This window comes from Pseudomonas sp. Marseille-Q5117 (genome assembly GCF_946901175.1).
GTDB lineage: Bacteria > Pseudomonadota > Gammaproteobacteria > Pseudomonadales > Pseudomonadaceae > Aquipseudomonas > Aquipseudomonas iranensis.
In genome coordinates this window covers 1-16,433 of the sequence record NZ_CAMPPP010000032.1, presented here as the reverse complement: position 1 = coordinate 16,433, position 16,433 = coordinate 1, and the positions used below count along the sequence as shown (strand labels likewise).

Below are 16,433 nucleotides of genomic sequence, written 5' to 3'. Positions count from 1 at the left end.
GGGTTGGGAGTGGGTTTGATCATGGTGAAGCCTCTAGAGTGGTGAAGCTGCCACCGTTCGCTGCTAACGAAGGAGGTGGCGGCTGTACGCGGGTTAGCAGACCAGGACTCTAGAACCCGGCGCACCGAAGTGCCCCACGCAAAGCCGCCATAACGGCAAGACCTTGTGCGTCTAGAGATAACCCGGGCTGCTAAACCCGATCACTGAACATTCAGCGACCGGACCACAATAGAACCCGCCCCCAAGGCGCACAAGCCGGCGGATTCTGGCTTGGCTGTAGGCAATGGCGCAAGAATTTGTAGCCTTGAGAACGTGTCTGGAGGTGTCTTTTAAACAGGGGCGTTTAAAAGGCAAAAATTGGCGACAGCACGGTAGACGTTTTTGCCGGGAAGCAGGTGTTGGCTGTGAGGTCGCTTTCGCGAGCAGGCTCGCTCCCACAATTTCATCTCGCCAGATTCCAGATCAGCGGTTTAGAGTGGCCAGCCACACGCTGATCACGGACCGATCCCATGTCAGAGCCAACCCCCACGATCCATCTCGAACGCTCCAACGAATTCCACCTCGAAGGCATCACTGCGCTTTACAACGACCCCGCCGTTGCGCGGCAGGTGCTGCAGATGCCGTTCCAGTCCAACGAAGTCTGGCGCCAGCGACTTCAGGCCGACAACGAGCGCGCGCTGAAACTGGTTGCTCTGCACCAAGGCGTGGTGATCGGAAATCTTGGGCTTGAGGCCTATTCAAGGATGCGTCGCGCCCACGCCGGCAGTTTTGGCATGGCGGTCGCGGTAGCCTGGCAGGGCAAAGGCGTGGGATCGATGTTGTTGGCAGCGGCGCTGGACGTTGCCGACAACTGGATGAACCTGCACCGCGTCGAACTCACGGTCTATGCCGATAACGAAGCGGCCATCGGCCTCTACCGCAAATTCGGTTTCGAGGATGAAGGCCTGTTTCGCGATTATGCGGTGCGCGACGGGCAATGGGTCAACACGTTGAGCATGGCCCGACTGCGCGGTTCGTCGAAACCCTGAGTCAGTCGCCCAGGGCGAAGGCCACCGCCGACTGCGCATGCAGCTCGGTGGTGTCGAGCAGGGGCAGGGCGCTGTGTTCGGGTTTGATCAGCAGGCCGATTTCGGTGCAGCCGAGGATGATCGCCTGGGCGCCACGGGCGGTGAGGGATTCGATCACCCGCTGGTAGGTCTGGCGCGAGGTTTCGCTGATGACGCCGACGCAGAGTTCGTCGTAGATGATCCGGTGCACTTCCTTGCGCTCGCCTTCGTCGGGCACCAGCACGGTCAGACCCTGGGCGACCAGTCGCTGCTTGAGGAAGTCCTGCTCCATGGTGAACGCGGTGCCGAGCAGCCCGACCGTGCGCGCGTTGATCTCCAGCGCAGAATGGGCGGCGGGTTCGGCAATGTGCAGGAACGGAATGCTGATCGCCGCCTGAATCTGCTCGGCGACCTTGTGCATGGTATTGGTGCATAGCACCACGCACTCGGCGCCGCCGGCTTCAAGCCTGCGCGCGGCGTCCACCAGAATCGCCGCCGCATCGTCCCAGCGCCCGGCGTGCTGGGCCTGCTCGACCGGGCCGAAATCGACGCTGAACATCAATAACTGCGCCGAGCGCAACGGGCCGAGACGCTCGCGAACCTGTTGGTTGATCAGGCGATAGTATTCGGCGCTGGATTCCCAGCTCATGCCGCCGATAAGGCCGATGGTGCGCATTGGATTTCCTCAGGCAAATGTCAGTGTCGAGCATTCAGGGCTGCCTGAAGTTTCCTTCTGTTCGAGACTCGACGCCAGTACCGACTGACTGTACCGCCGATCTTTCCCGCAACTGTGCATCTGCAAGAACTAAACGTACGCCGCGCCGGGGATCTGCCACTATCACCCTTCGCAGGTCCTTTCCGAGGAACACCGCAATGAACGACGTACAGCAACTGGGCGAGATGCTTCGCCAATATGCCGAGAGCGAAGCGCACAAGAAGCAACTGTTCACTACGCAATCAGCTGAATGGGCAACACGGATTGGCGCGCTGTTCGACCAGATCGAGCAATGGCTTGAACCGGTCAAGGCGCCGAATCTGCTGGAGGTCAGTCGCGAGGCGTATGTCGCGTCCGGGCCGAGCGTGCCGGTGGAAACCTCGACATTCAAGACGGAAAAATTGAGCATTGTGATTGCCGGCAAACCGGTGGAGTTTGTGCCGGATGTGATGGGCAGCGGCGGGCAGATTTCCCTGGCAGTGATGGGGCTGACGGCGGCGCGGTACGGGAGTATTTCGCTGGTTGGCCTGGCGGATGGTGCGTGGCAGTGGCGCAAGACCAATGGTTTGAAGGATCCGGATACGTTTGCGTTTGATGCGAATTTTCTCGCGCAGCAGTTGCAGGGGTTGATACCTCGGGATCGCGGTTAAGATCAAGAGCTTTACCCCCTCACCCCAGCCCTCTCCCCCAGGGGGGCGAGGGGGAAAGGGAGCCGATCTCCGCCGCTGTCGAGATCGCATTCAAATCCGGTATTTCAGGCCGGTATATTTCGAATAAACAACGCGGTCAGTCCCCTCCCCCCCGGGGAGAGGGCTAGGGTGAGGGTAGGCCACTGACACACCTCACATATCCAGATTCAACCACCCCGGCTTCACTTCCTCCGGCGCCGCTATCGCGAGCAGGCTCACTCCTACACGGGGTGAGGCGCATACCGGGGAAACCCTTAGGTTCGGCGCCAATCCGGCATTTTCCCTTGGGTCACTGATGGCCTTTTGGTAGAGTCGCCGTCGCCAGCGGGCTTTCGGCTGGACGATGGAACCGAAGAAGGGAGTCTGATCAGTGAGTCCGGGTAAAAAAATCCTCGGTCTTACAGCGTCGCTTTTGCTGCTGACGCTGTGGGCCAGTTACTTTTATGTATTCAAGGAAAATCGCGACGGCCAGCTCGGCGGTGTCGGCGAAAGCACCGCGTGGTGCGGCACGCCGCCGACCACGGAAGCTGCGTTGCTGGGCAAGGATCAACTGACCTTGCGCGTCACCAACAACCTGCGCGGCGAGTTCATGGTCGGCGGTTCGCTGGTGGTTTCCGAACGCACCTTCAACCGCTACGACCTGGGCCGCAACGAACTGCGCCTGCGTCTGGAACCGTTGCAGTGGTCGTTCGGCGTGACGCCGATCTTCCTTGAGCAGGTCAAGGTGCAGCCGCTGAGCCGCAACCTCTCGTCGACCAATAAAAGCGCCTTCGCCGAACTTGAGCCTCGCGCAATCGGTGTGCACGCTCGGACCGCGGCGTTCCCGTTCGATACTTATCGCTACGGCTACAAACCGGTGCTGTATTACCTCAAGGGCAGCGAGCGCATCGACTTGCGCTTCAAGAACATCACCACGCGGATGGAGATGTCCAACACCTTCACGCCGATCCAGAAGTACAACCGCGCCGACTACATCAACGAGAAAAACTCGATGATCCGCGACGAGGACTACAAGCCGTACGGCGCGCATGAATGTGCGTTCAGCGTCGAGCGCAAAGGCTCGTTCAAGGTGGTGGTGCTGTTGCTTCTGCTGGTGCTGTGCCTGCCACTGATGCTGGTGTTTTACCGCGATGAACCGGGGATCGACTTTCTCGCGACGCTGGTGGGGATTGCGGTGGTGCGCACATTGCTGATCGGGCCAGTGGAAGATTTCCAGCTGTACAACATCGACTTTTTGTTTGGTGCGGCGATTCTGCTGGTGGGAACGGTGTCGCTGATCAAGGCGATGCGCGCCAATAGCCGGCGGGAGATGGCTTTGCGCAGTGGAGAGACGTCTTCGTGGTGATTGTTCGATTCTGAAAACCAAGATCAAAAGCCCCTCACCCTAACCCTCTCCCGGAGGGAGAGGGGACTGACCGGGGTGTCTTGGGTGATACATCGAAGTGACAGACCGAGTCGATTACGGATTCAAAGCCGATCGCTCAAGTCGGTGCAATCCTTGAATATTCCCCAATCGGTCCCCTCTCCCTTGGGAGAGGGCTAGGGTGAGGGGCCACCGATCTCCAGCCGATCACTTGAGCGCCGGATCTCCCATGTTCATTTTCTTCCAGCCCTGCAACAGCACCTGCGCCTTCGGTTCCTGGCCGCTATCGAGGTAGTACTGAATCAGCGACAGCCGCGCATTGCGGTTGGCCGGTTGTACCTTGAGCAAACTTTCCAGAATCGCGCACGCCTCATCAACCTTGCCGCTCTCATGCAGCGCCACCGCCAGTACATAGCCGTATTGCGCATTCTCCGGTTCCAGTTGTGCGGCTTTGCGCAAGTAGGACATGGCGTCGGCGGACTGGCCGGCACGGATCAGCGACAACCCCCGCGTGTGCTGTAACAGCGCCGCATCCGGATGCTGCTTGAGGCTGTCATCCAACAGCTTCTGCGCTTCGGTGGCGCGACCATTCGCTTCCAGCCACTGTGCCAGCGTGACCAGCGCCGGGTAGAAGTCCGGGTCACGTTGCAGGGCGCTGCGCAGCAACGGTTCGACCTCGACACTGCGCCCGCTGGCCTGGTACAGCATGGCTAGATTGAGATTGGCCTCGGCACGCTCCAGCAGGCTCTTCTGCACGGCCTCATACTCGCCGATCGCCGCGTTCCAGCTGGCTTGCGCCGCACCCAGGCCATTGTTGCGCGAGGCACCTAGCAGATCCCGCGCGGCGACGATGCGCACGGCTTTCACTGGATCATTGAGCAACGGCGCCAATAATGGCGCACGCTCAGGCGGTGGCAGGAATGCGCTGATTGCCCGCACCGCACTGTCACGCACCTGTGGCTCTGGATGTTTCAGATCCTGAGTGGCCAGTTTCAGCGCCTGTTCGCTCGGGTACAGCGGCAATTCCGCCAGCAACGTCGCGCGCTGGATCGCCGGCAGGTTGCTGCGCTGCAATTGCTGGTACAGCGCGTCGGCGGCGCCGGGCTGGCCATTGCGGATCAGCCACAGGCTTTCGTCATAGCGTGGCGCCTGCTGAGCCGGGGAGGCGGTGGCGTTCCACAATTTGAACTGCGCGGTAACCTTGTCGCCGGCCTTGCCCTGGTGACAGGTCAGGCAGGCGTCTGGCGTGCCGAGTTTCTGCGCACGCTCCGGGTTGGGAATACTGAAACTGTGGTCATGCCGAAAGTCGTTGCCCATGTAGAACTTGCCAGGCATGTGGCAATCGACGCACTGCGAGCCGGGCTGGCCCATGGCGTGGCGGGTGTGTTCGATGGAGTCGTAATTCTTCGCTTGCAGACCCGTGCCGTCGACGCCAGCGACCGAGGTCTTGCCCGCCGTGTTGTGGCATTGCAGACACACGGCGTTGCCCGGTGCCTTCAGCTCGTTGCTGTGCGGGTTATGGCAATTGCTGCAGCGCACGCCCTTGTCGAACATCTTGCTTTGGAGGAACGAGCCGTGTTCGAACACTTCGTCCTTGATTTTGCCGTCCAGCGCATAGAGTTCGCGGGTCAGGGCGCTGGGCAGGTAATCGTCCATCAGCCGCTTGCCGACGGTAAAGCCATCGCCCAGCGGCGCGCGGCGGGAATGGCAGCGCGCGCAGGTTTCGATTTCTACCGTGGCGTTCTTGTCCTTGAGATCGACGTCGAAGCCCTTATGGATCAAATCGTCTTTTTTCTGCGCCCACTCCAGGTGATTCGACGCCGGGCCATGACAGGCCTGACAGCCGACTCCGAGGCTGTTCCACTGACTGTTGAAGCTGTTGCTGGCCGCATCGAAATTGCGCTTGAAACCGGTGGTGTGGCATTCGACGCACATGAAATTGGCGTTCTGGCTCGGTTTGCTCCAGTGCAGCGGATTCTTGAAGTTCACGCCCTGGCCGGCGTACAGATGAAACCAGCGATTTTTCTCGGTATCCCACGCCACGCCGAGGGCTTGCAGACGCCCCTGACCCACCTCGATCAGATATTGCTGGAGCGGCGCGATGCCGAAGGTGTAGGCCACTTTGAAGTCGGCATTCTTGCCGTCGACGCCGGGCGCATTGACCCAGAATTCATCGCCCTTGCGGGTGAACCGTGTGGTCTCGTTCTCGGCCTTGAAGGTCACGTTGTTGAAGTCGCCGAGGGTGGTTTCGGCGGTCGCCGGCTGCATGGCCAATTGGTGATGCGAGCCTTGCCAGTCCTTGACCTGTTCGCTGTGGCAGCCCTGGCATTGCTGCTCATCGACCATGCTGGCCGGTTTGTTTGCCACAGTCGGTTGCGGCTTGGCTGGCGGTGCTACAGGCGTGCTGATCGCCGCGGGTTTGACGGGGGCGGGCGCCGGGCTGAACAGGAACCAGCCAATGCCCGCCACGGCCGCGAGCAGCACGCCGATGGTGATTGGAAACAGGTAACGTGAAAAAGAGGAGGGTGACGCGTCAGGCTCAGGTTGCACCGCTTTGTTTTTGTGCTTGGGCATTGCGACTTCCGTAGTCCGGTGCGTTGGCCTTCTGGCGTGCATACATCTGGATGCAGCTTTGCCGCATGCAGCGCGTCTGTCAAATAAGCGCTGTGACTTGCTGCGTAGCGCCGTGTGAATTTTGTAATTTGCAATCGCAATTGCTGCGGTTTTAGCTATACCTGTAACTCCCCCTATGCAAACGATTTGGCCTTCTGACAGGAGTTACAGCATGAAGCTAGCCGTAATGATGGGCACGCTGTGCATCGCCACCCTGGGTGTGGTGGGTTGTTCCAGCAAAACCGTCGAGCCAGACCAGTACTCCGGTTTTCTCAAGGATTACAGTCAACTGAAGGAGACCAAATCACCGTCCGGTGCCGAGGTGATGCGCTGGATGGACCCGAAACTCGACATCAACAAATTCAGCAGCGTCTACGTCGAGCCGAGTCAGCTGTATCCGAAGCCGCAAGCGACGGAAAAAATTCCCCAGCAGACGCTCAATGGCATCACAAGTTATTACGATCAGGCGCTCAAGCGTGAGCTGAGCAAGTCGTTGCCGCTGGCCACCGGCCCGGGACCAGGTGTGATTGTGGTGCGTCCGGCGATTACTGCAGTGAGCAGCAAGACCGAGGGCCTGCATGTCTATGAGGTGATTCCGATTGCGCTGGTTGCTGCTGCGGTGAGTACGGCCACCGGTATTCGCGATCAGGAAACCACGTTGGCCACCGAGGCGGTTTTCCTTGATGGCAGCAGTAACAGGGTGGTGGCTCAGGTGGTGCGCAAGGGCACCGGTCAGCCGCTGGACAATTCATCGCAGGTGTTGAAATCCAATGATTTCAAAGCGGTGATCGATGGTTGGGCGAGTGACATGCATCAGACGTATCTGAAGCTGAAGTCCGAGGCCAAGTGATGGGGTGAGGCTCAGGCCTTTTCGTAAGCAGACTCGCTCCCATGGATTTCAGTTTGGTTTGGGGGCTTGTCTGCTTGGGGTTTTGGGGTACATATCCGTTGCTGCGGTAACGGCGGCTTAGGGTTTCGCCCTTACGGCGAGTCACCTTTTCCAAACGCCGAAAAGGTAACCGAAAAGGCTTGCTCCTACGTTCGGCCCTCGCAGGCTCGGGTTCCTTCGCTCCGGGATCGATCCGGGCGCAGCGGCTCCGGTTTGCTTCGCTGCACCTCCTTCCGCTGTGTCTGGCTGCGCCAGACGGTCGCTACGCTCCCACCCCCGGATCAATCCCTCCACTCAGCCTTCCGACGTCGCCGGTGGATCAAAAGCACTCGAGCTTGCGCTCATTGTTGAGTGGTGCGGCTTCGCCGCGGGCAGCTGCGCTGCTTTGATGTTGCTGTTGCTTTTGTGGGAGCGAGCCTGCTCGCGAAAGCGGCCTGCCAGCCGACCTGTTTCTCGCTGATGTACTCGATTCAAACTGTGGGAGCGAGCCTGCTCGCGAAGGCGGCCTGCCAGCCGACCAATTTCTTCCTGATGTACATCAATCCTGTGGAAGCTGGCTTGCCAGCGAAGGCGGCCTGACAGCCGACCTGTTTCTCGCTGATGCACTCGATTCAAACTGTGGGAGCGAGCCTGCTCGCGAAGGCGGCCTGCCAGCCGACCCATTTCTTCCCGATGTACATCAATCCTGTGGGAGCTGGCTTGCCAGCGAAGGCGGCCTGCCAGCCAACCCATTCCTGCCTGATGTACATCAATCCTGTGGGAGCTGGCTTGCCAGCGAAGGCGGCCAGTCAGCCAACAACGCTCTGCCTGACTCACCACCTGCGCAATCAACCTCTTGCTCTTGTCACTCCGGCACAAGCCTGTCCAGTACGCGGTTGACCGCCAGTTCGCCCAGCATGATCACCTGTTGTATTCCCAACAGGGAGCTGCGCTGCGGTCCATCGATAAATCCGGCGAGGTCGCTGGCCATGATGCTTGCCGAGGCCAGTGATTCGCAGGCATGGACCAACAGGGTTTCGTTGTCCGCAGCCGGGTCGACGATGAACAGGGTGCTGGGTTTGCGCGGTGCGGCGGGGTCTTTGATGAGGCGGGGGTTGAGGTAGTAATCGATGGCGCGGTCGGCGGCTTCCTTGAGCTTTTGCGCTTCGACGAGCGGGTCGGCGAAGGTTGGGTCGGCAAGGGGTGGATCGGGCGTTATCTTTTTCACGGGCTCAGTCTCCTTGTGGAGTAAGGGCCGCAACCTCTCGCTGCTAAACGATAAGGGTGGCAGCTGGACGCAGGTTAGCAGACCGATGAGCCACGAAATCGGCGCGCCCGAGGGCGCCCTGCGCACAGCCGCCATCAAGCACAGGAATGTATTCCAGACTGATGGAACTGGTGCAACGTGGTATCGGCGAGCTGCTAAACCCGACCACTGATGAGCAGTGGCAGGCAAACGATAGAACCCGCGCCCCAGGCGCACAAGCCGGCGGATTCTGGCGTAGCTGTAGGCAACGGCGCAAGGATTTGTGGGCTGTTGCGAGGTAACGGGGCGTGAGTTTAAACGGCTGGTTTAAGCGCTGCGATAAATCGGTTGAATAGCCGAACGCTTTCGCGAGCAGGCTCGCTCCCACAGGGCCGGCGGTTGTACTGAGGAACCGTGAACACCGCCGAATCTGTGGGAGCGAGCCTGCTCGCGAAGGCGGTGCGTCAGTCAAAAAAATCCTGACTGACACACCGCTCGGCCCTTACAACTGGTAACTGAAACTGATGCTGTACCGAGGCTTGCGATTGAACGTGTCCAGCGCTTCATCGGACATGGCCTTCGCCACTTCCAGGGCGACGTTGTAGTACTTGGCATCGCCGAACCTCAGCCCGACGGCGGTGGATGACAGGTTGTTGGCCTGCACCGGCAGTTGGTTGAACCAGCTGCGCGAGCGGTCGACGACGACGTAGGGTTGCAGGATGCGCACCCAGTTGCCGTCGCGGTTGAAGCTGTAGTTGACCTCGTAGGCCACGCCCCAACCCTTGTCGCCCGAGGCCTGGTCGTCGGGGTAGCCACGGCCGAAATTCTGCCCGCCGAATACGGCGCGTTCACTGTCGGGCAAGGTGTCGTCGCTCCAGTACAGCGCCGCCGAGAGCACGCCTTGCCAGTTGTCGAGAAACTTGTCGCTCTGCACGCCGGATAGCCTGACGCGGAAGAAATCCAGGTCGATGTCGTCGTAGTTGGTGTGCGCGCCGAGGCTGTCGAAGCCCTGGTAGACGCCGGCACTGAGGATGCGCAGTTGGCGGGCGTCGGCCTTGCGCCAGTCGCCTTCGAAAGCCAGGGCGCGGACGTCGGTGCGCAGTTCGGTGCTGAAGGGAAAGTTGATGCCGTCGTAGCGCGTCTTGTCATCGACCGCATACAGGCGTGAGCCGGCGGTCAGCAGTTCGTTGGCGGAGGCGATCAGGGGCGTGCTGAAGCCGATCGAGTAGCGATCGTTCTCGCGGTGGGTACTCAGGCGTCCGCCACCGCCCACCAGCACTTCGGTGTCCGGGTCGGCGCGGTAACGCGAGGCCGAGACGTTGAGTTGCGTGCCTTCGGTATCGAGGAACTGGCTGTAGTCGAGACGGTAGTAATGCTCTTTATCGTCGCCCGGTGGAAACAGGCCGCTGAGGCTCAACTGTTCGCCCATCGACGTCTGCGAATTGCTGCTGACACCGAGCAACGCCTGCGGGCCGTTACGGTTGTCTTCGGTGGTGCTCAGAGTGCTGGTGAACGGTTTGCGACTGGCCTGGGCGACCAGAGTGGTCGCGCCATCGGTGGTGCCCGGTGGCGGCACTTGCGCTTGAATGGTGACGCCGGGAATGCGGCTCATCAGCGTGGTGTAACGCTCGAAGGTCTTGCGCGTCAGCGGGCGTTCGGCCTGGATTTTCGCGGCGAGTTTGTCGAGCAGACTTTTGACCCGGCCGATGTCGCCCTGCATCTGGATATCGCGCACGTAGCCCTCGACCAGCACCACGCGGGCCACGCCATCATCGAAGTTCTGTTGCGGCAGGAACGCGTAGGACAACAGGTAGCCGTCCTGCTGATAGCGACGGGTGATGTTGCGCGTGGCTTCGATCAGTTCGGCAAGGCTGGCCTGGCGGCCGATCAGGGGCTTGTAGATTTCCGCGAGTTCGTTGAGCGGGTAGATCGTGCCGCCTTCGATCTGCACGGTCTTGAGGTTGACCTTGGTTTCCATCAGCAATGGCTGTGCGGCGGTCGCACCCGGGTCCGGCACTTGCAGCGGCGCCGCGCTCGGCCGATAGGCGTCGGCGGGCAGGTTGGGTACGGGGAGGTTGCGGATGGTTTCGTTGCTGTTGAGAAAGCTGGGCAAGGTGTCGGCGAGGGCAGCGGAACTGAGGCTCAGGCACAGCAGGGATGCCAGTACGCGCATAGGACACTCCATGGTCAGAACACAGCACAGGGCAAGTTTTTCCTTAGAAAAAAGGCGGAAGACTCGTGGGAATCTTCCGCCCTCAACCAAGCGTAGGCGCTGTAGGTAAGGCCGTCGAATCGGCCAGGTGCAATTTAGCGTTGAGTGCCGCTCAACGCGCCGGTCAGGCCACCGAGTACCCCGCCCAGACCGCCAGTTGTGCCGCCGGTGGCAGTGCCGCTGTTGACCAGACCACCGACTGCTGCCACGGTGCCGCCGACGTTGGTAACCAGACCGCCGACAGCAGTGGTGACCGGGTTGTTGGTGGCGGCAATCGCTCCGCCGAGATTGCCGACGGCGGCGCCCACCTGATTTGTAAGACCAGCGACCGGAGTGCCGAGACCGGTAGCGGCGCCGACTTGTTGAGTGACAGTGGTGACCGCGCTGGTGACCGGATTGAGGCCCGCACCGACTGCGGCGCCGACACTGGCCAGCGGCGACGTGGTTGCAGTGATCGGTGTGCCCGAGCCGCCAAGTACGGTGTTGATCGACGCAATCGTGGTGCCCAGCCCGCCAGCGGTGACGCCGCCGGCACTGACCACTCCGCTGGTGCTGCCGGCATTCAGGCCGCTGCCAACGTTGACCACCGCACCACCCACGGTTTGCAGCAGGCCGGTACCGCCCAGCCCGCCACCGATGCCACCGATGCCGCCAGTACCCGAGCCAGTGCCATTGGACACCAGGCCGCCCGCTTTGCCGACCGCCGTGCCGGTGTTGCTCAGGGCGCCGCCGAGGGTGTTGGTCAGGGCATTGCCGCTGCCTGCGTCGGTGACTTTGCCGCCAAGGCTGTTCACCGTGCCGCCCACTTTCGAGATCACCCCTTTGAGCGGATCACCCAGGCCGGTGGCATCGCCGAGCTTGTCAGTGGTGCTTTCGACCATGGCGATCACCGGCACTAGGCCGCTGCCGACCTTGTTGGTCAACTGGCTGGTCGGGCCGCTGGTCAGTGAGGTGTTGAGGGTGTCGCCAAGCATGGTGACTTTTTCACCGATGCCATCAACCAGCGGCGCCACCCGGGTGACTACACCGCCAACGACGGGAACGCTACGGGTCGTTGTGTTCAGTTTGACGCTGAGGTCCGACACGCCGTCGCCGACATCGGAAACCACGCCGCCGAGCGAGGCGACGGTGGTGGTCAGGCCGTTGGGATCGGTGGCCAGTTTGCCGATGCCATCAGTGACGCCATCGCCCAGGGTGCTGACCACGTTGCCGGTGGTGTTGGCCACGCTTTGGACGATGCCGCCAGCGACCGGAACAGTACTCAGTGAATCGCCGATCTGGCCAACGCCATCGCCGACACCGCTGACGGTTTTGCCGACATCCTGAACAAGTGTTGTGGTCACCAGCGAAGGTGCAGCGGGATTGGTCGGGTTGGTGGGATCGGTCGGGTCTGTCGGATTGGTTGGGTTGGTCGGATCGGTGCCACCGCCGGTACCGCCAGTGCCGCCAGTGCCACCAGTGCCTGCGGGATCGCCGCCGGTTCCGCCCCCCCGCCACCGCTGCCATGGGTGCCCGCCGTGCCGTCCGCCGTCGAGCTGCCCGAACTGCTGCGATGACCGCCACCGCCGCTGCTGCAGCCGACGAGGCCGACCGAAAGAATCAGTGCCAGCGCGATTGCCGATTTGGACCACATCACTTGAGTTTTCATGATTGAGATTCCTGCACCTGTCACAACGTTACGTTGCCTTCGATGGCCCGCCGATCTGTCGTCGGCGATGCCTCGTCCGTGGCTGTAATCTCAGTCGACGGCAGGTTTTTCACCATTCTCAAGTTGGTATTAAACCCTTTATATAGAGGGCTCGGCGCTATGCTGAAGGACTAATACCCAGGTAATAAACGGGCAAAAAAAAGCCTTGAAATTCAAGGCTCGGTTTTTTCCAAAGCGGCGGGCAGGGCGCGGAATAACTTAAGTGATATATACACAATTAACGGGTTTTTCCGCCCCGCCAGATCAGGCGATCGGTTGCCACTGACCGATCATATGTTCCAGGTCGCCGGCACCGACCAGGCGCAACTCACCGCTGGAGCCCGCGGCACTGGCTAGTAACGTCACCTCGCTGGGCAGACGCACCGGTTTGTGAAAGTGCACGGCGATTTCCAGGTTGGCTTTGGGCAGGTGATCGGAGAGTGCCGCCAGTGTCCGCGCCTTGTTCCACAGTCCATGGGCAATCGCGGTGGGAAAACCGAACAGTTTGGCGCTCGCCGCACTGAGGTGAATCGGGTTGTAGTCGCCGGAGACTTTCGCATACTGGCGACCGATATCGGCCGGTGCAGTCCAGCGCGCCACCTCGAGCAAATCCTGCGACGGCTGCCAGTCGTGAGCCAGCGCCTCGCCCTCGAGTTTCACCCCGCGACAGAGCATCCGGCTTTCGGCTTCCCACAGCGGCCCGAGCTGATCGTCGAGGGTGGTCAACAGATCGAACGTCGCGCCCTTGGCATGTGGTTGCAGGTTGTGCACGCGCACGCTGACTTGCGCGCGACTGATCGCGCCCATCGGCCGCAGCACGCGGATGCGGTTGCTCAGGTGAATCAGCCCCAGCAGCGGGAACGGAAAGTCCCTGGCCGTGAGCAATTGCATCTGCAAGGCGAAGGCGAGGATGTGTGGATAGGTCGGCGGCAGCAGGCCGTCATCGACGAAACCGCAGACCTTGCGATAGGCCTCCAGCCGTTTGCTGTCGATATCGACCCAGCAGCGCAGGCCGCTGTCGGGCAGTTGCGTACCGGTGATTTTGCGTCGCGTCGCTGCGCGCGAATACAGCGCGGGCAGACTCGGTTCGCGATCCAGCGTGTGCCATTCGATGCTCATGTTCAAGCCCCCAGAACGCTTTGCCCACAGACCCGCAACGCCTGCCCGGTGAACGCGCCCGTGCCCGGTTGCGCCAGCCACGCCACGGCTTCGGCGACGTCTTGCGGCAAGCCACCCTGGCCCAGCGAACTCATGCGCCGCCCGGCTTCGCGCAGGCCGAACGGAATGTGCGCGGTCATTTGCGTTTCGATGAAACCGGGGGCCACGGCGTTAATGCTGATGCCGCGTTCCAGCAGCGTCGGCGCCCAGGCCTGGGCCAGACCGATCAGGCCAGCCTTGCTCGCCGCGTAATTGGTCTGCCCGCGATTGCCGGCGATGCCGCTGATCGAGGCGAGCAGGACCACCCGTGCGTTGTCGCGCAGGGTGCCGCTGTCGAGCAGCGCCTTGGTCAGCACTTGCGGCGCGTTGAGGTTGACGGCCAGCACCGCGTCCCAGAATTCCGGGGTCATATTGGCCAGGGTTTTGTCACGGGTGATGCCGGCGTTGTGCACGAGGATGTCGAGGCCGTCGGGCAGCTGTTCGATCAAGTGCGCGGCGGCGTCATCGGCGCAGATATCGAGTGTGATCGCCCGGCCACCGAGGCGCGCGGCGAGGGCCTCGAGGTCGGTCTTGGCCGGCGGTACATCGAGCAGAATCACCTCTGCGCCATCGCGGGCGAGGGTTTCGGCAATCGACGCGCCAATGCCGCGCGCGGCACCGGTGACCAGCGCCTTGCGCCCGGCCAGCGGGCGGGTCCAGTCAGTGACTGGCGTGGCGCACGCGGTCAGGCGAATTACCTGACCGGACACGAATGCACTTTTCGGCGAGAGGAAGAATCGCAGCGGGCCTTCCAGTTGATCTTCGGCACCTTCGCCAACGTAGATCAACTGCAACGTACCACCGCCGCGCAGCTCCTTGGCCAGCGAACGCGAAAAACCTTCAAGTGCTCGCTGCGCGCTGGAGGCGAACGGATCACCCAGGCTTTCCGGTCCGCGGCCGAGGATGACCAGATGCGCGCTATGGTCGAGGTTCTTCATCAATGGCTGAAAGAATTCGCGCAGTTGCTTGAGCTGGTCGGTGTGTTGCAGAGCGCTGGCGTCGAACACCACCGCTTTGATTTTCGGCCCGTGGCCGGGGATCCACGCGGTGGCCAGCGAGGGCTCGGTGCCGTAGCTGTAGATTGCATCGGTCAAGCGATTGGCAAACCCGCTGATCCGTTCGGCCAGCGGCCCGCCACCGAGCAACAGGGCGCCCTCGATCGGCCGCAGACGCCCCGCCTGCCAGCGTTCCAGCCGCACCGGCGACGGCAGGCCCAAGGCCCCGACCAGACGATGGCCGAAGGATGAGTTGGCGAAGTCGATATAGCGGTCAGACATGGAACGCTCTCCAGAAGTTGGGGTTCAAAGTGTGGACTGTCTACGGCAATCAATCGTTCGATCGGCGCAATAAGGCCTACGCTTGAACATTCAGGTTTAGCAGGTCTTGCAGATAAATGCGGTTCATGTGGGAGCGAGCCTGCTCGCGAAGGCGCTGTATCAGGCGCTGAAGAGGCTGAATGTGCCGGCCTCTTCGCGAGCAGGCTCGCTTCCACAGGGATTGGGCAAATTTCGACCATTTGGAACAGGAGCTTTTCATGACCCAGCTGCGCCGCGTCGCGATCATTGGCGGTAACCGCATCCCTTTCGCCCGCTCCAACGGGCCGTACGCCACCGCAAGCAATCAGGCGATGCTCACCGCCGCGCTGGAAGGCCTGATCGAACGCTACAACCTGCATGGCCAGCGCATCGGCGAAGTGGTGGCGGGCGCGGTGCTTAAATTGTCACGGGATATGAACCTGACCCGCGAATGCGTGCTCGGCTCGCGCTTGTCTCCGATGACGCCGGCCTATGACATCCAGCAAGCCTGCGGCACCGGTCTGGAAGCGGCGCTGCTGGTGGCGAATAAAATCGCCCTCGGCCAGATCGACTGCGGCATTGCCGGCGGCGTCGACACCACTTCCGATGCGCCGATCAGCGTCAGCGAAGGCCTGCGCAGGATTCTTCTGCAGGCCAACCGCGCCAAGAGCACCGGCGACAAACTGAAAACCCTTTTGCAGTTACGGCCCCAGCATCTTATTCCCGAATTCCCGCGCAACGGCGAGCCGCGCACCGGCCTGTCGATGGGCGAGCACTGTGAGCTGATGGCGCAGACTTGGAATATCCCCCGCGAAGAACAGGATCAACTGGCCCTCGAAAGCCATCACAAACTCGCCGCTTCCTACAGCGAAGGCTGGCACAACGATCTGATGACGCCGTTTCTTGGCCTGACCCGCGACAACAATCTGCGCCCGGACCTGACCCTGGAAAAACTCGCCACGCTGAAACCGGCCTTCGAGAAAAGCGCCAAGGGCACGCTGACGGCCGGCAATTCCACGCCGCTCACCGATGGCGCTTCGGTGGTGTTGCTGGGAAGTGAGGAATGGGCCAAAGCGCGCGGCTTGCCGATCCTCGCTTATCTGCGCGACGGCGAGGCGGCGGCGGTGGATTTCGTCAACGGTGCCGAGGGCCTGCTGATGGCGCCGGTGTACGCCGTGCCACGCTTGCTGGCGCGCAACGGCCTGACCTTGCAGGATTTTGATTACTACGAAATCCACGAAGCCTTCGCCGCGCAGGTCTTGTGCACGCTCAAGGCCTGGGAAGATCCGGAATATTGCAAAACCCGCTTGGGGCTCGACGCGCCCCTGGGTTCGATTGATCGCAGTCGGCTTAACGTGAAGGGCAGTTCGCTGGCGGCGGGGCATCCGTTTGCCGCGACGGGCGGACGGATTGTCGCGAATCTGGCCAAGCTGCTGGATGCGGCGGGCAAGGGGCGAGGGGTGATTTCGATCTGTGCGGCGGGCGGGCAGGGGGTCACCGCG

Annotated in this window: 12 protein-coding genes and 1 pseudogene; 6 read left to right on the top strand and 7 right to left on the bottom strand. The window is 61.6% G+C overall.

Annotation, left to right across the window (positions count from 1 at the left end):
* The first annotated feature begins 509 nt into the window (after positions 1 to 509).
* Positions 510 to 1,028 carry a GNAT family N-acetyltransferase gene (locus OC605_RS27840; protein ID WP_262140490.1) on the top strand — a complete coding sequence of 173 codons (519 nt, stop codon included), beginning with the start codon at positions 510 to 512 and terminating at the stop codon, positions 1,026 to 1,028.
* 1 nt (position 1,029) lies between these two features.
* Here OC605_RS27840 and OC605_RS27835 read toward each other — a convergent pair whose 3' ends face one another.
* On the bottom strand, positions 1,030 to 1,722 hold the full coding sequence (locus tag OC605_RS27835) for an aspartate/glutamate racemase family protein (RefSeq protein WP_262140489.1): 693 nt from the start codon (positions 1,720 to 1,722) through the stop codon (positions 1,030 to 1,032).
* A gap of 197 nt (positions 1,723 to 1,919) precedes the next feature.
* On the opposite strand from OC605_RS27835, the gene OC605_RS27830 reads away from it, so the two are divergent.
* Positions 1,920 to 2,411 carry a hypothetical protein gene (locus OC605_RS27830; protein WP_262140488.1) on the top strand — a complete coding sequence of 164 codons (492 nt, stop codon included), beginning with the start codon at positions 1,920 to 1,922 and terminating at the stop codon, positions 2,409 to 2,411.
* 409 nt (positions 2,412 to 2,820) lie between these two features.
* The gene (locus OC605_RS27825) at positions 2,821 to 3,795 is read left to right on the top strand and encodes a hypothetical protein (RefSeq protein WP_262140487.1); all 975 of its coding nucleotides are present in this window, start codon (positions 2,821 to 2,823) and stop codon (positions 3,793 to 3,795) included.
* 225 nt (positions 3,796 to 4,020) lie between these two features.
* Here the strand turns inward: OC605_RS27825 and OC605_RS27820 are convergent, their stop codons facing one another.
* Positions 4,021 to 6,387: a tetratricopeptide repeat protein gene (locus OC605_RS27820; protein ID WP_262140485.1), complete on the bottom strand. Its 2,367-nt coding sequence runs from the start codon at positions 6,385 to 6,387 to the stop codon at positions 4,021 to 4,023.
* Between the two features lie 211 nt (positions 6,388 to 6,598).
* On the opposite strand from OC605_RS27820, the gene OC605_RS27815 reads away from it, so the two are divergent.
* Together OC605_RS27815 and OC605_RS27810 are read left to right on the top strand one after the other, a co-directional pair.
* Positions 6,599 to 7,276, top strand: coding sequence for a DUF3313 domain-containing protein (locus OC605_RS27815; RefSeq protein WP_262140484.1), 678 nt, complete (start codon positions 6,599 to 6,601; stop codon positions 7,274 to 7,276).
* Between the two features lie 393 nt (positions 7,277 to 7,669).
* Complete coding sequence (locus OC605_RS27810) at positions 7,670 to 7,894, top strand: hypothetical protein (protein WP_262140483.1); 225 nt, start codon at positions 7,670 to 7,672, stop codon at positions 7,892 to 7,894.
* Between the two features lie 265 nt (positions 7,895 to 8,159).
* On the opposite strand, the gene OC605_RS27805 is transcribed toward OC605_RS27810, so the two are convergent.
* The 5 genes and pseudogenes from OC605_RS27805 to OC605_RS27785 form a co-directional block, all read right to left on the bottom strand.
* Positions 8,160 to 8,522 (bottom strand): DUF6124 family protein, encoded by a 363-nt coding sequence (locus OC605_RS27805; protein ID WP_041479635.1) that lies wholly within the window; start codon positions 8,520 to 8,522, stop codon positions 8,160 to 8,162.
* Between the two features lie 520 nt (positions 8,523 to 9,042).
* Entirely contained in the window at positions 9,043 to 10,713 is a 1,671-nt protein-coding gene (locus OC605_RS27800; RefSeq protein WP_071174303.1) for a ShlB/FhaC/HecB family hemolysin secretion/activation protein, read from the bottom strand.
* Positions 10,714 to 10,847: 134 nt separating this feature from the next.
* A pseudogene (locus tag OC605_RS27795) lies at positions 10,848 to 12,400 on the bottom strand (collagen-like triple helix repeat-containing protein).
* 303 nt (positions 12,401 to 12,703) lie between these two features.
* A complete protein-coding gene (locus tag OC605_RS27790) occupies positions 12,704 to 13,558 on the bottom strand; it encodes a MaoC family dehydratase (RefSeq protein WP_262140482.1) in 855 nt (284 codons plus the stop codon).
* Positions 13,559 to 13,560: 2 nt separating this feature from the next.
* Positions 13,561 to 14,913: a 3-oxoacyl-ACP reductase gene (locus OC605_RS27785; RefSeq protein WP_262140481.1), complete on the bottom strand. Its 1,353-nt coding sequence runs from the start codon at positions 14,911 to 14,913 to the stop codon at positions 13,561 to 13,563.
* A 257-nt stretch (positions 14,914 to 15,170) separates the two neighbouring features.
* Between OC605_RS27785 and OC605_RS27780 the strand changes: the two genes are divergently transcribed.
* A partial coding sequence (locus OC605_RS27780) for an acetyl-CoA C-acetyltransferase (protein WP_262140480.1) occupies positions 15,171 to 16,433 on the top strand: 1,263 nt, incomplete at its 3' end.

Coding starts and splice junctions, on each gene's coding strand:
- OC605_RS27815 (WP_262140484.1), top strand. CDS start 6,599: ATGAAGCTAGCCGTAATGATGGGCACGCTGTGCATCGCCACCCTGGGT.
- OC605_RS27820 (WP_262140485.1), bottom strand. CDS start 6,387: ATGCCCAAGCACAAAAACAAAGCGGTGCAACCTGAGCCTGACGCGTCA.
- OC605_RS27790 (WP_262140482.1), bottom strand. CDS start 13,558: ATGAGCATCGAATGGCACACGCTGGATCGCGAACCGAGTCTGCCCGCG.
- OC605_RS27785 (WP_262140481.1), bottom strand. CDS start 14,913: ATGTCTGACCGCTATATCGACTTCGCCAACTCATCCTTCGGCCATCGT.
- OC605_RS27800 (WP_071174303.1), bottom strand. CDS start 10,713: ATGCGCGTACTGGCATCCCTGCTGTGCCTGAGCCTCAGTTCCGCTGCC.
- OC605_RS27840 (WP_262140490.1), top strand. CDS start 510: ATGTCAGAGCCAACCCCCACGATCCATCTCGAACGCTCCAACGAATTC.
- OC605_RS27835 (WP_262140489.1), bottom strand. CDS start 1,722: ATGCGCACCATCGGCCTTATCGGCGGCATGAGCTGGGAATCCAGCGCC.
- OC605_RS27830 (WP_262140488.1), top strand. CDS start 1,920: ATGAACGACGTACAGCAACTGGGCGAGATGCTTCGCCAATATGCCGAG.